Genomic DNA, 14,185 nt, shown 5'->3' with positions numbered 1-14,185 from the left:
CTGTGTGGCTTTTACTAAGGTTACCTCCAGGGATAAAATTCATTCTCTAATTTTTCATCATAAAGCCCTTGGCGGGCCCTGCTGGCTATTTTTAAACCGATATTAAAGAAATATTCCTCAACTTCCCCTCTTTTATTGTAAGTAACACTTGTCTCCCAGCAATGCAGGTCCCTGTATATTTTCAGGCCTTCGTCCTTAATTGTATATTGACTGTTATTGACCATTCCAATCAGGGTTAAATTTATAAACCATTTGTTGCCTATCCAAAAACTAAACTGATTATTTAATTGAACGCCATTTGTGCTGGTTTGAACATAATATAATCCCATCGAATAACTGGCTCGCGCGGAAGGCGTAAATGTAACCTCAGTCTGGTAAGAAGTCGTTGAAGAGGATTCTATATTGAATTGATGGTTTAAATATATACTAACCTTTCTGCTCAAAAGCGTGCCTATTTCTGTAATTAAAGGAGAATACCTTGCGAGGTTATTTGTGTAGCCAGGTGTTTTGAATTCCCTGAAATCGTAACTTGTGCTCATGCGCAGGTACCTGGAGCTTATCTGAGAGACATATAACATTGCAGCGATATTATTTCCTTCAATACCATAATCATTGGCGAAAGTGTCTATTTCCTGGGAATTGATTATTGACCGGTTTTTGTAATTATGAGTAAATTCCATGTAAGTGAACCAGTTTATCCGCTGTCTTAGGGATAATGCGGAATAATAATTGGTAATAAAAGTTTGGGTATCAAGCAATAATCTCCAGGTTTCAATTGCGCCGATTTTTGGTGTAATCGTGGTTCTTAGCGATACTGGGAATTGGCGGGTTAAATAAAAATCCGAAGATGAATTCCAGGTAACGGTACCTGCTTTGCTTGAGTAATTTCTGTATAGGTTGGTGCTGAAGCCGGCATATAGGGGCGAATATTTGGGTTTAAACTGAAAAACAGTAAAATCCATTTTTGGCGCGTCGTATTCGTCCAACACAAAACTTTTCGCTGCCGGGTCAAAAACATCGCGTCTGTTGCTTGAAATTTGAAAATTTGTCAAAGATGTTTGTTTTGTAAGCGCTATATCAGACCTGAAGTCACTGGTCAGTCGGTTCCAGTTTTCGCCGAAATAGAATTGATTGAAATATTCATCGCTTTGATAATTTAAATTTCCCTGCAAAGACCATGTTTTTGACAGCTTCTCCCAGTGAGACGACCTGACAGTATATCTTTCACGCATGCTTTTGTCTTCTTTTATATGATAGAGGTAGGTACTTCCTTTTACTTTATCAGGGTTATTGTAGTTATATTCCAGTCCGGTGCCGATTCCCTGGTTTTGAAACAAATCCACGCAAAGCTTTGAATAAGTGTATTTCGATACCGGAAAACCGTAGACTGTTTTTATCTGGATTCCGTCATAAGTGTTGTACCCTGGGTAAATTTCGAGGGAATTGACCCTCTCGCTCATAGAATAAGCGTAAGCCGGGTAATAGAAAACAGGAATATTGCGAATTTTCAAAACCACGTTTTTGGCAACCATCTCTTTATTCGGTTTTAACGACGCGCTTTTAACCCTCAGATGGTAATGGGGCACTTTTGCGTTGCACGTAGTAAAGTCTGATTTACCCAGGTAAAGGTCCTGGTTGCTTTTGAAAATTTTGTCGCCTTTAAAACCCCAGGGGTAATAATATCCGTAAGCGTCATAAATATTCCCGGTGCTTTGGGAATAATTATATTCGCATTTGCTTCCTAATATCAGCGAGTCCCCGTCCTTTATAGAAACCGAACCCTCAGCCAGGGCAAACTGCCGATCTAAATTTATGTCCATTTTCTTCCCGGACATTTTAAAATTTCCGGAACTGATTTCAACATTGCCCCGGGCAAAAATGTTTTTTGTGCTTTCATCGTAGTCGAGCTTATCCGCTTTTATATTAACCTTGTCATCAGCAAATAATCCGGCAGTTAAAATGGATAAAAGAACCGATATTATTCCAAGCTTTCTCATATTTTCCTTTTCAGGTATTTCAACAATTCTCCGCAGAAATACAGGGAACCCGTGAAGCAAACAACCTGGTCTTTTTTAATAAGGCCGAAAATGTCTTTAAAACTGCTTTCTATCCTGATGTTGCTCGGGCTCAAGTATCTTTTCCAGTTATTTCGCAGTATGTTTACATCTGCGGCGCGGGGATTGTTCATTTTGAACAAAATAACTTTTTTTGCAAGCCCTGAAAGCAATTGAATCATTTTACGGTAATTCTTTTCCTTCATAATGCTCATAACAAAAGTTATCCTGCTTTTTTTAAAGGGTGAATCTTTCAATGTGGCTGCTAGCGTAGCCGTTCCGTGCGGATTATGGGCGCCGTCAATTATCAGGGTATTGCCTGTTCTTTGATTTATAATTTCAAATCTAGCCGGCCAATAAGCGCTCCTTAATCCTTTATGAATAGCGTTTTCAGCTATTTCGTAACCTTCTTCCTGGAGAATTCCCATGAATTTTAATGCCATGGCCGCATTCATCAATTGGTGCCTGCCCAAAAGGCTTAAAGGAACGTTTGTATAAAAATGTTTTTTATCGTTGTAGGATATATACTGGCATTTATTGGCCCAATCCGTATCTACATAGAAACATTTAAAATCTTTTCCATAAACATAAAGCTCGCTTTTATGATTTTTTGCTGTTTTAGCGATAGTCTGCAGTACTGCATCTTCCTGAGCGGCTGAAATTACAGGGACTCCTTTTTTTATAATTCCAGCTTTTTCCTTGGCAATAGCAGTAATGGTTTTCCCCAACAATTCTGTGTGGTCAAAATCTACCGGCGTAATAAGGCTGGCCAAGGGTTTTTTAATGGTATTGGTAGCGTCAAATTTGCCGCCAAGCCCGGTTTCAATGACGGCAATGTCAACTTTTTGCCAGCTAAAATGAACAAAAGCCATAAGAGTTAGAATTTCAAAATAGGTCAGGGGGCAATTCTGGACATTCTCGTATTGCTTATTCTTTTTTAAATAAAATCCGATGATTTCGTTGACTTCATTTTCAGTAATCAGGGAATTGTTTATTCTTATGCGTTCCCGGAAAGTTAACAAATGAGGAGACGTGTATATTCCAACAGAAAATCCCGCCTGTTTTAATATTTCATAGATCATGCAGGCCGTCGAACCTTTTCCGTTTGTGCCGGCTATATGTACGGCTGGGAATTTATCCTGGGGATTTCCTAATCTGGCAAGCTCTTTCTTGATGTTTGAAATGTCGGGATTCTGGTTTGTGTATTCTTTTTCCGCTAATTTGTTAAGCCATGGGATATAGTTCATTTCACATTTTTTGGCTTGTAGAGGAAATTAAGCAGTTTTATCAGCGTATTTTTCATTTCTTTTCTTTCTACAATCAAATCAACCATTCCATGCTGTAAAACAAATTCAGACAGCTGAAAACCGTGAGGAAGTTTTTCGCGGATAGTCTGCTCTATTACCCTGGGACCGGCAAAACCGATCAGGGCTTTGGGCTCTGCAACGTTAATATCGCCAAGCATGGCAAAAGAAGCTGTCACGCCGCCCGTCGTAGGGTCAACCATAACTGAGATGTAAGGCAGCCCTTCTTTTGCTAATTCCGCCAAAGCGGCGGAAGTTTTAGCCATCTGCATAAGCGAAAATATACCCTCTTCCATTCTTGCGCCGCCGCTGGCAGAAACTATAATTACCGGGTATTTTTTCTTTATAGCGGTTTCAACAGCGCGGGTTATTTTTTCCCCTACTACAGAACCCATACTGCCGCCCCTGAAATCAAAATCAAGAACTCCGATTACTATATTATGAGGGCCCATCTGGCCTTCGCCGGTTATGACCGCTTCATTCATTTTCATTTTTTTGCGCGAGGACTCGAGTTTTTTTGTGTAATCCGGGAAATTCAGCACATTTACGGATGCCATCGATTCGTCGAATTCCTTAAAGGTTTTCGGCTCGCATAAAAGGCTGATTCTTTCTTTAGCGCCCATTCTGAAGTAATAGCCGCATTTCGGGCATACTTTGAAGTTTTCTTCAAGGGCTTTATTGTAAATTATATGTTCGCATTTCTTGCATTTTGTCCATAACCCGTCGTGCACCGCTACCGGCGTAGGTATTTTCGGCGCTGTTATTTTTATTTCCTGCTCAATTGCCATGGGGTTCTCCTCCCAATTCCTTTCGAAACGGTGTTAAAAATTTGCTTAGATTGTTTTCCAGTTCGGAAGCTTTTGATTCTCCCGTAATTTTCACGATAGCGGAGCCGATTATAATTCCATTCACAAGCTTTTTTATATTGCTGACCTGGCCGGCAGCAGATATGCCGAAACCCAGCATCAGAGGTTTATGGGTTTTTCTGCGTATTTCTTTTATGAACTTTATTATTGCCGGGTGAAATTGTTTCTTGGAGCCTGTCACTCCGGTGATAGAAACAACATATACAAACCCGCGGCTTTTATTCAGGATAAAACTCTGCCTGCTTTTTGCGGTTGTGGGCGTTATAAGAAATATCACGGAAATGTTGTATTTTTTTGAGAGATTTATTATGAACCTGCCTTCTTCGGGAGTAATGTCAGGGATAATAAGGCCGTCAACCCCGGCTTGTTTCGCGTCAGCAAAGAATTTTTCCGGTCCGTAACGGTGTACCGGATTTAGATAGGTCATTATTATGATAGGAATTTGCGTGCGTTTTCTGATGTTGGAAATTATTTTCAGTATCAGTTTTGCGGTCATTCCTTTTTGAAGTGCTTTGAAGGAAGAGTTTTGAATTACGGGGCCGTCCGCTATAGGGTCGGAAAAAGGCAAGCCAAGCTCAATTATGTCTGAACCGTATTTTTCAAGGTATGATACTATTTTTTCGGTAGATTTAATATCAGGATAACCTGCTGTCATATAGCTGATCAGCGCTTTTTTATTCTGTCTTTTTAATTGATGCAGTTTATTTTCTAATCTATTCATTTTCGTTTACTATTGTTGAATCTTTGTCCCCTCTGCCTGACAAACCTACTACCAGGATATCGTTTTTAGAGAACCGGTTTTTGTTATTTAAAAGATACGCAATTGCGTGGGTGGATTCAAGAGCGGGGATGATGCCTTCAAGTTCCGAAAAGAAATGGAAAGCTTTCAAAACTTCTTTATCGTTTACTGATACATATTCAGCCCTTTTTGAGTCTTTGTAAAAGGAATGTTCAGGGCCGACTCCGGGATAATCCAGCCCTGCCGAAATTGAATGTGTCGGCAGGATTTGGCCGTTTTTATCCTGCAAGATATATGTTTTTGTGCCGTGGAGTATTCCTACGGAACCGGCGCTGAGCGTTGCAGAATGTTTTACGGTTTTAATGCCGTAACCGCCCGCTTCTACACCGATAAATTTCACTTTTTTGTCGTTATAAAATGGCGAGAATAAACCGATGGAATTAGACCCTCCTCCTACACAGGCGAGAAGGTAATTAGGTAATCTGCCTTCGGCTTTAAATATCTGTCTTTTTACTTCTTTTCCTATTACGCTTTGAAAATTTCTTACCATTAAAGGATAAGGGTGTGGGCCTATAGCTGAACCGATAACGTAGAAGGTGTCTTCAACGTTTGTTACCCAATCGCGCATAGCTTCATTTATGGCATCTTTTAGGGTTTTTGTACCGGATTTGACTGGAACTACTTTCGTTCCCAACAACTTCATTCTTTCTACGTTTACTGATTGGCGCCGGATGTCTTCTTCGCCCATATATACTTCGCATTTGAGCCCGAATAAAGCGGCGGCTGTGGCAGTGGCTACGCCGTGCTGGCCGGCGCCGGTTTCAGCAATGATTCGTTTTTTGCCAATTTCTTTGGCGAGTAGTATCTGGCCGATGGTGTTATTGATTTTATGAGAGCCGGTATGGCAGAGGTCTTCTCTTTTGAAATAAATTTTTGGGCCTTTGAGGTATTTGGTGAGGTTTTCTGCGAAGTAGAGTGGGGTCGGCCTGCCTACGAAGTTTTCGAGGTAATAGGCTAATTTTTTATTGAAAGCTTTGTTCTTTTTCATCCGGAAATAGACTTCTGTGAGCTCGTCTATTGCGCTGAATAATGTTTCAGGAATGAACCTTCCGCCAAACTGCCCAAAATAGCCTTTTTTAGTAGGATTCATAGTTTTTGTTTGTGGTTAGATTTTATTTAGGATTTCTTTGATTTTGCGTTTTAAGCTAGTCCGGATGTTTTTCATATTATTCGCGTTTCTTCACTTAAAATCCGTTTCTTCAATAACGGCTTTATTGCACCGTACTCAACAAGGTCAACTCTTCGGCCAATTTTTGACTCAAGTTTTAGCTTTAAATCAACAAAATCAAGCAGGCTGATGTTCTTTTTAATTTCTACAAGAATATCAACATCGCTGTTTTTCCTGGAATCCCCTCTTGAAAAAGACCCAAAAATCCCCGCTTTTGTTACATTGTTTTCTTTCAAAACAGGTATTATTTTCCCGGTCGTTTCTGTGATATATTTTAACCTATTTGTCATATCATTTCCCTCTGCTATATTATAGCAAATTATTTATTAAATTTATTCATGAAATTGATAGAACTGTGGTTTAAACAGGTTTAAGGATGGAATGGAATTTTAATATGCTTTTGAGGAGGTGATGAATTTCTTTAATTTTTCGTAATCTTTGCGGCGCTGGAGGCGCTCAACGCCGGAAGCTACATCCACCGCAAATGGCAGGACTTTCTCAATTGCCTCTTCCACATTCTCCGGAGTAAGCCCCCCGGCCAGAAATATAGGCTTATTATACCTTTTTGCTTCTATTGCAATATCCCAGCCCGAAACAGCCGGCTTGACTTCAGAATCAATCTCTTCAGAAGAAATATTGGCCTCCATAGAAACACCGGTACCCCCAAGTTCGCCTTCAACATAGCTGTCTAAAAGGAAATAATCCACAACATCCTTAAACAGCTCAATTTGATTCAGGGTTTCTTCCCCTTTTACTCTGAAAGCTTTTATAATCTTTATATCCTGGCCGGCCAATTTGGCTGTTAACTCAGTACAATATTCAGGCGGCTCATTGCCATGCAGTTGAACGTGTTTTACACCGGATTTTTTTACTGTCAGAGCGATGTTATCTATTACATCATCAACAAAGATGCCGACCGGGATAAATACTGGTGGTAGTTTCTTTATTATATCAGCGGCGTTTTTCACGGAGATTTTTCTTTTGCTGTCTTTGTAGAAGTTAAATCCGAGGAAATCGGCGCCGAGCATAACGGCATCGGATGCATCCTGAAAATTGGTAATCCCGCAAATTTTAATTTTAGTCATTAAATATCTCCTATAGAATCATTTAAGAATTGATATGGAAAAACACGATTTCGAACGACATTGAGATATTTAGGTGAAAAAACCGTTAAAAAATTGACATGTTTGACGACCACAGGGAGGAGTTTGTCAATTTTAGGTTTTTGAACCGTCCCTGCCCTTATGTGCAGGGGAAATATCTCGGGGAGAGAGGAATTGTGTTTTTTCATATCAAATTTCCTTTATCACATTATCAATTCAATTAACTTGCTTTTTATGTTTTCTGCACGCATCAGCGTTTCGCCGATAAGCGCAGCATTTATCCCCGCATCCTTCAGCTTGAAAATATCATACTTTGTCTTTATACCGCTTTCAGAAACAACAATCTTGCCTTCCGGAAGCTTCTTCTTTATCTTGAAAGTAGAACTAATATCAACTGAAAAATCATCAAGATTTCTGTTATTTATTCCTATAATATCCGGGTTTGCTTTGATTACTTTATCTATCTGATTTTCATTATGCAATTCTACCAAAGCAGAAAGGCCGATGCTTTTGCAAACAGCTAAATAGTCGCACAACTGCTGTTCGCTCAGTAATTCTGCAATCAGCAGAACCGCATCAGCGAAATAGGCCCTGGCTTCAAAAATCTGGTATTCATCTATAATAAAATCTTTTCTTAAAATAGGGATGGGCGCGCTGTCATAAGCCCTTATTAAATGAAATAAATCCCCATGGAAATGTTTTTCCTCTGTCAGCACAGAAATAGCGGAAACGCCCCCGTCAGCAAGTTCTTTTGCAAGTTTGCCTGCGTCATAAAGCGGGCGGATAATTCCCGCTGAAGGAGAAGCTTTCTTTATTTCCCCGATTATGTTGAAAGTTGATTTTTTTGAAATTGATTCTTTGAAATTCCTGGCAGGAGAGACTCTCTTTAACATTTCCTGAAGTTTTGACAGCGGAAGCTTTGCTCTTTTTTGCAGAACAGATTCTTTCTTTTCGGTTAATATTTTAGTTAGGAAACCTTCCATTTGTATGTTTTCACTTATTTGTAAATTGTTTAAGTTCTTCCACTTTTTTAAGCGCCTTGCCTGAATCGATTGATTTTTCGGCAAGTTTAATCCCTTCTTTAATGTCTTTTGCTTTTCCTGCGGCCACCAGGGCCGCGCCGGCATTTAAAATGACTGCGTTACGCCTCGCGCCTTTCTGCCCTGAAAGTATTTCAATGGTTATCTTTGTATTTTCATTCACATCTCCGCCAACAATTTCGATGAGCTGTGACCTTTCAATGCCAAAATCTTCCGGCCTGATGGTGTAGCTTTTGATCTTGTTGTTTGATAATTCATAAATTTTTGTTTCATCACAAATAGAAATTTCGTCTAAATTATCCGCTGAATGAAAAACAAATGCGTGTCTAGCCCCCATATTTTTTAAAGCATAGGCAAGCGGCTCGCATAGTTCAGAAGCATATACGCCTAAAAGCTGGGCGGATGCGCTCGCTGGGTTGGATAAAGGGCCTAATACATTAAAAATTGTCCTTATACCGATTTGTTTGCGCGGCCCGACAGCATATTTCATTGCTGTGTGCCAGGCGGGAGCAAAAAGAAAAACGATACCTACTTCTGTTAAACACTGCTGGGCCTGTTCTCTGGTAAGCTCAAGTTTTATCCCTAATGATTCCATCAAATCAGCGCTTCCGCAGGATGATGAAACCGACCTGTTTCCGTGTTTCGCTACAAATGCGCCCGCGCCAACCGCAACAAACGCTGTTACAGTTGATATGTTGAAGGTTTTGCTGGAATCACCTCCGGTACCGCAGGTATCAAGTATTCTTTCTGAACGGGGTACTGTTGACACAAACGGAACCGCAAACTGGCGCATTACTTTTGCGCATCCTGTAATTTCATCGATTGTTTCGCCTTTCATGCGCAAAGCGGTAATAAAAGAAGAAATCTGGGCTTCGCTGGCCTGCCCGGACATTATTTCAGTCATAACTTCAGATGCTTCTTTTTCCGTAAGGTTCTTTCCAATGACTACTTTTTGTATGGCTTCTTTGATCATTTTAGTTTCAAAAAGTTCCTTAAAAGCTTTTTGCCCTCTATGGTTAAAATTGACTCCGGGTGAAACTGTACTCCTTCAACCGGGCATTTATGTATTTTGCTTCTCACTCCCATAATCTCACCGTCTTTAGTCCAGGCAGTTATCTGGAACATTTTTGGAAGCGATTTTTTTTCTGCCAGAAGCGAATGATACCTGGCGGCATCAAAAGGATTGGCTATTCCTTTGAATATCGTTTTTTTATCATGATAAACCTGCGAGGTTTTCCCGTGCATAAGTTTTTTGGCTCTTACAATTTTGCCGCCGAAAGCGTAGACTATCGATTGATGCCCCAGGCATACTCCCAGAATAGGTATTTTACCTGCGAATTTTCTAGCAACTTCAACCGAAATGCCGGCTTCTTTCGGCGTGCAAGGCCCGGGTGAAATTATTATGTAATCCGGATTTATTTTTTCAATTTGAGCAGCCGTTATTTTATCGTTGCGGTAAACCGCAATAGACTGCCGGGTTCCCGCTTTTCCAGCGACTATTTCCCCTAAATACTGGACAAGATTGTAGGTAAATGAATCGTAGTTATCTATTACAAGTATCATATTGATTCCTTTAGTTTGATGATTCAGCTAAATCAATGGCTGAAAAAAGCGCTTTTGCCTTATTTTGCGTTTCGTAAAATTCTGTTTCAGGGTCTGAATCAGCTACCAGGCCCGCTCCCGCCTGGACATATGCAGTTTTATCTTTAAATAAAATAGTTCTTATCGTTATTGCCATATCCATGTTTCCGGAATAAGAGAAATATCCAACTGAGCCCGCGTAGGTTTCGCGGGGAGTTTTCTCAAGCTCGGCAATTATTTCCATGGCTCTTATTTTCGGCGCGCCTGAAACCGTGCCGGCAGGGAAACAGGCTTCAAAAAGGTCAAAAGCGTCCATGCCTTTTTTAAGTTTTCCTATTATGAATGAAACCAGATGGATCACATGCGAGTATCTCTCTATAACCATCAATTCTGGTATTTTGATAGAATTAAAATCGCAAACTCTGCCCAGGTCGTTTCTTCCAAGGTCCACAAGCATTATATGTTCTGCTTTTTCCTTTGGAGAAGCCAATAACGCTTTTTCGTATTTTTTTTCTTCCGCTTCGTCTTTGCCCCGGGGTTTGGTGCCGGCAATGGGCCTGAGTTCAGCCATATCGTCTTCTTTTCTCACAAGTATTTCAGGAGACGACCCTATCAGCTGAAAATCCTTCAAGTTGAGATAATACATGTAGGGTGAAGGATTGACCGTCCTAAGAACACGGTATATTTTAAAAGGGTGAACACTGATTTTCTTTTCAAACCTTTGAGATATTACTGTCTGGATAATATCACCAGCCCGGATATACTCCTTCGCTTTTTTTACATTATCCATATATTCTGTTTTTGTGTTATTTGATTTAGGCTCGACAACATGCTTATTTTCCCGGTTGAAATCAAGAAAATTAGAAATATCAAGATTGCGTTTATTGCGTAGTTCTTTGATTATTGAATCTATCTTTTTACAGGCGTCAGAATACTGTTTGTTTAAATTTACATTTTTTTGCGCAAGGTCGACACAGGCAACGATTTTTGTTTTATGCGTGAAATGGTCAAAAATAATTATTGTGTCCGTAAAAAGCAGGATAGCATCAGGCAGCTGCTCCAGGTTCTGGTTTATCCTCGCTATATCTTCAAAGTTATGGATCATCTCGTAGCCAATATAGCCTACCGCCCCGCCCCAGAATCTGGGCAGGCCCTTGATAACCGCGGGCTTATAGGCCGCCATAAGTTTTTTTAGTTCCGATAAAGGATTTTCAGAGTTTGACTTAAAAACTTGTTTATTTTCTATAATCTCGTACTTTTTATTTTTGGATTTGAATATAAGTTTTGGATCCCAGGAAATGAAAGAATATCTCCCCCACCTTTCGGTTCCTTCTACGCTTTCCAGCAGGTAGGAATAATCCTTTTCCAGCGCTAATTTTGCAAACGTAGAGACAGGGGTCTCGCAATCAGCAAGAATTTCCTTATATACGGGAATAATGTTATGGTTTACGGCAATTTTTTTGAATTCTTCTAAGGGAGGGTAGAACATGTTACTTTTTACCGTAAACCTTTTTCGGGTCAAACAATGGTTTTCCGGTAACCTTCAATAAGTTTTTATCTATTTTTCTATAGAAACAGGACTGGTATCCCGTATGGCATGCGGCACCGCCGATTTGTTTAACTTTTAACAGAATGCAGTCTGCGTCGCAATCTACAAATATCTCTTTTACCAGCTGGACATTGCCTGATGATTCGCCTTTAAGCCATAGTTTTTGCCTGGAACGGCTGAAAAAACAGGCTTTTTTGTTTTTTGAGGTCAACAGGAAGGATTCCCTGTTCATATAAGCTACCATCAATACTTTGCCGGTTTTATAATCCTGAACTATGGCTAGTATCAGCCCGTTTGCGTCATATTTCAGTGAATCAGCTATTTTGTTGTTCATTTTTAAAAACCCTTATATTTTCAACAAGTCTTCAAATTTTACGGATTCATTATACAGCGCTTTCCCGATTATTACCCCGGCAACTCCGTCTTTTTCTATCTCCTTGACTTTTTTTACATCTTCAAGCGAGCCGATGCCGCCGGAAGCGAAAACACTAAGCCCGCTGGTACGGGCGATATTGCCTATCTCTTCGATATTTGCGCCTTCCAAAGTGCCGTCTTTTGTCACATCAGTTACTATAATTTCTTTCATGCCGTTATCTTTAAGTTTCTTTGCAAAATCGACCGCATTCGTTTCCGTAATTTCTTTCCAGCCGCCGATGGCTATTTTTCCGTCAGTTATGTCTACCGCGCCTATGATTTTATCGCCGTATTTTTTTATTGTTTTTCTTGTCAGTTCCGGGTTATAAACCATCAAAGTTCCAAGAATAAGCTTATCTATGCCCAGTTCAATAAAATGACTGATGGCTTTCTCGTCCCTTATTCCGCCGCCGAGCTGGATTATCCCGATGAAAGATTTTCTTATCTGGGCAATACAATCTACGTGCTGGGGAGTGCCGCGGAATGCGCCGTCAAGGTCAACTATATGGATCCTTTTAGCGCCTTTAGATTGCCACATTTTTGCCATGAAAACAGGATCGTTTGAATAAATCGTTTCTTTTTCTATTTTACCCTGGGTTAACATTACACATTTGCCCAGATGAATATCAATCGCCGGAATAATTATCATTTTTGTACCTCTTAAAGTTTTCCTTTTGTTGAAGGCACTCTTTTTATTTTAGCGTCTTTTTTTACTGCCTGCGCAAGAGCCCTTCCAAAACCTTTAAAAATTGATTCAGCAATATGATGATTGTTCCTTCCATGTTTCATGGAGATATGAAGAGTGACCCCTGCGTTATTTGCAAATGCCTGAAAAAACTCTTCCAGCAAACTGTAATTAAATTTTTCCGCGAAGGATTTTGCGAATTTTACCTTATAAACCAGGCAGGGCCTTGCGGAAATGTCTATTGCTATATAGGATAATGCTTCATCCATCGGCATCAGGAAATTTCCATACCTTTGAATCCCCTTTTTGTCGCCGAGCGCTTTTTTTACTGCCTGCCCCAGCACAATGCCGATATCTTCAACTAAATGATGGTCATCTATTTCAGTATCGCCTTTTGCGGATACAATTAGGTCAAAATTCCCGTGATGTGCAAACAAGGTGAGCATATGATCCATAAACGCGATGGATGTTCTAACGCTATGCTTCCCTTTTCCCGAGAGGTTCAGCAGCATCTTTATAGCAGTTTCTTTTGTCCTGCGTTCTATGTTTGCTTTCATAATTCCCCTACTTCTATGTTCTGACTTTTACAGACTTTCCGTGCATTCTGAGGCCTTCTGTGTATGCAAGCTGAATAATGTCTTTTGAATCTCTTTTCAAGGCTTTGTTATCATATTCGATATAACTGGTTTTTTTCATAAATGTCTGTACTGACAGCCCGGAAGAAAACCTGGCTGTTCCTGCGGTAGGCAGGGTATGAGAGGGCCCTGCATAATAATCGCCTGCGGCAACCGGTGAATATTTGCCGATAAATACCGCCCCTGCATTTTTTATTTTCGATACTATACTTTTTGCTCCTCTGTGCATTATCTGCAAGTGTTCCGGAGCAATTTTATTTACTTTATCAATAGACTGTTGCAGGCTGCAGCAGTCCATGATTATTTGTCTTTTAACGGATAAATGAGGAATATCTTCCTTGTTTTTCTTTATTTCTTTCTCGATAAGTTTTTTTACCTTTTCTATTACTCTCTTTGAGTCGCAGTACAAATATCCTTTTGCATCAGGAGCATGTTCTATCTGGGCTAGCAGGTCATAGGCAATATATACCGGATTTGAAGATGAATCGCAGATTAATGCAACCTCGCTGGGTCCGGCAATTAAATCAATTCCGACGTTACCGAATAATTGCCTCTTAGCTTCAGTGACATAACTGCTGCCCGGCCCTATTATCATGTCAGCTTTCGGCAGGGCCTCAGTTCCAAAAGCAAATCCCGCGATGGCCTGCGGGCCTCCGACACGGAATACTTTGTCAACTTTTGCTGCTTTTGCAGCATATAATACCGACGGGGTAATGTTCGCCGGTGGCGTAGCGATGTATATATTTTTAACCCCAGCTATCCTGGCAGGGATTACTGTCATCAGCACAATAGAAGGGTAATAGGCGTATTTACCTCCGGCGATGTAAACACAAATGGTTTCAACCGGCTTTACAATCTGCCCGACAGTTTTACCCTTGTTTGAGTATTTCCAGGATTTTGTGATTTTATTGCGCTCGCATTTGTGGAAGAATTCGATATTTTCTGCGGCGTGATTTATGGCGTGTTTTAAATTTGTGTCTATTTTGT

General features: G+C 40.3%; 15 protein-coding genes. All 15 read right to left on the bottom strand.

From position 1 onward, the window contains the following. Positions 1-20 precede the first annotated feature (20 nt). Positions 21-1,997 (bottom strand): LPS export ABC transporter periplasmic protein LptC, encoded by a 1,977-nt coding sequence (gene lptC, locus KKH91_03995; protein ID MBU0951974.1) that lies wholly within the window; start codon positions 1,995-1,997, stop codon positions 21-23. After that, positions 1,994-3,301: a bifunctional folylpolyglutamate synthase/dihydrofolate synthase gene (locus KKH91_03990; protein ID MBU0951973.1), complete on the bottom strand. Its 1,308-nt coding sequence runs from the start codon at positions 3,299-3,301 to the stop codon at positions 1,994-1,996. The genes lptC and KKH91_03990 overlap by 4 nt, the downstream gene beginning before the upstream one ends. Then, entirely contained in the window at positions 3,298-4,146 is an 849-nt protein-coding gene (gene accD / locus KKH91_03985) for an acetyl-CoA carboxylase, carboxyltransferase subunit beta (GenBank protein ID MBU0951972.1), read from the bottom strand. Before accD ends, KKH91_03990 begins: the two co-directional genes overlap by 4 nt. After that, positions 4,136-4,945, bottom strand: coding sequence for a tryptophan synthase subunit alpha (trpA, locus tag KKH91_03980; protein MBU0951971.1), 810 nt, complete (start codon positions 4,943-4,945; stop codon positions 4,136-4,138). Before trpA ends, accD begins: the two co-directional genes overlap by 11 nt. Further along, a complete protein-coding gene (gene trpB / locus KKH91_03975) occupies positions 4,938-6,113 on the bottom strand; it encodes a tryptophan synthase subunit beta (protein ID MBU0951970.1) in 1,176 nt (391 codons plus the stop codon). The genes trpA and trpB overlap by 8 nt, the downstream gene beginning before the upstream one ends. Positions 6,114-6,184: 71 nt before the next feature. After that, the gene (locus tag KKH91_03970) at positions 6,185-6,481 is read right to left on the bottom strand and encodes a nucleotidyltransferase family protein (GenBank protein MBU0951969.1); all 297 of its coding nucleotides are present in this window, start codon (positions 6,479-6,481) and stop codon (positions 6,185-6,187) included. 99 nt (positions 6,482-6,580) lie between these two features. Then, complete coding sequence (locus tag KKH91_03965; GenBank protein ID MBU0951968.1) at positions 6,581-7,276, bottom strand: phosphoribosylanthranilate isomerase; 696 nt, start codon at positions 7,274-7,276, stop codon at positions 6,581-6,583. A 221-nt stretch (positions 7,277-7,497) separates the two neighbouring features. Beyond that, positions 7,498-8,277, bottom strand: coding sequence for an indole-3-glycerol phosphate synthase TrpC (trpC, locus tag KKH91_03960; GenBank protein MBU0951967.1), 780 nt, complete (start codon positions 8,275-8,277; stop codon positions 7,498-7,500). A gap of 10 nt (positions 8,278-8,287) precedes the next feature. Continuing rightward, the gene (trpD, locus tag KKH91_03955) at positions 8,288-9,307 is read right to left on the bottom strand and encodes an anthranilate phosphoribosyltransferase (protein ID MBU0951966.1); all 1,020 of its coding nucleotides are present in this window, start codon (positions 9,305-9,307) and stop codon (positions 8,288-8,290) included. After that, positions 9,304-9,897 carry an aminodeoxychorismate/anthranilate synthase component II gene (locus KKH91_03950; GenBank protein MBU0951965.1) on the bottom strand — a complete coding sequence of 198 codons (594 nt, stop codon included), beginning with the start codon at positions 9,895-9,897 and terminating at the stop codon, positions 9,304-9,306. Before KKH91_03950 ends, trpD begins: the two co-directional genes overlap by 4 nt. A 10-nt stretch (positions 9,898-9,907) precedes the next feature. Next, positions 9,908-11,404, bottom strand: coding sequence for an anthranilate synthase component I (trpE, locus tag KKH91_03945; protein MBU0951964.1), 1,497 nt, complete (start codon positions 11,402-11,404; stop codon positions 9,908-9,910). Between the two features lies 1 nt (position 11,405). After that, positions 11,406-11,798, bottom strand: a complete 393-nt coding sequence (gene hisI, locus KKH91_03940) for a phosphoribosyl-AMP cyclohydrolase (protein ID MBU0951963.1) — start codon at positions 11,796-11,798, stop codon at positions 11,406-11,408. A 12-nt stretch (positions 11,799-11,810) separates the two neighbouring features. Continuing rightward, positions 11,811-12,527: a 1-(5-phosphoribosyl)-5-[(5-phosphoribosylamino)methylideneamino]imidazole-4-carboxamide isomerase gene (gene hisA, locus KKH91_03935; protein MBU0951962.1), complete on the bottom strand. Its 717-nt coding sequence runs from the start codon at positions 12,525-12,527 to the stop codon at positions 11,811-11,813. A gap of 11 nt (positions 12,528-12,538) precedes the next feature. After that, the gene (hisB, locus tag KKH91_03930) at positions 12,539-13,120 is read right to left on the bottom strand and encodes an imidazoleglycerol-phosphate dehydratase HisB (GenBank protein ID MBU0951961.1); all 582 of its coding nucleotides are present in this window, start codon (positions 13,118-13,120) and stop codon (positions 12,539-12,541) included. 13 nt (positions 13,121-13,133) lie between these two features. After that, positions 13,134-14,185, bottom strand: a 1,052-nt coding sequence (gene hisD / locus KKH91_03925) for a histidinol dehydrogenase (GenBank protein ID MBU0951960.1), incomplete at its 5' end; no start/stop codon positions are given.

This window comes from Elusimicrobiota bacterium (assembly GCA_018816525.1).
In the GTDB taxonomy this organism is placed as follows: Bacteria; Elusimicrobiota; Endomicrobiia; order CG1-02-37-114; family XYA2-FULL-39-19; genus OXYB2-FULL-48-7.
Note: the sequence above shows the minus strand (reverse complement) of the source record. Positions and strands in the feature narration are given on the sequence as shown.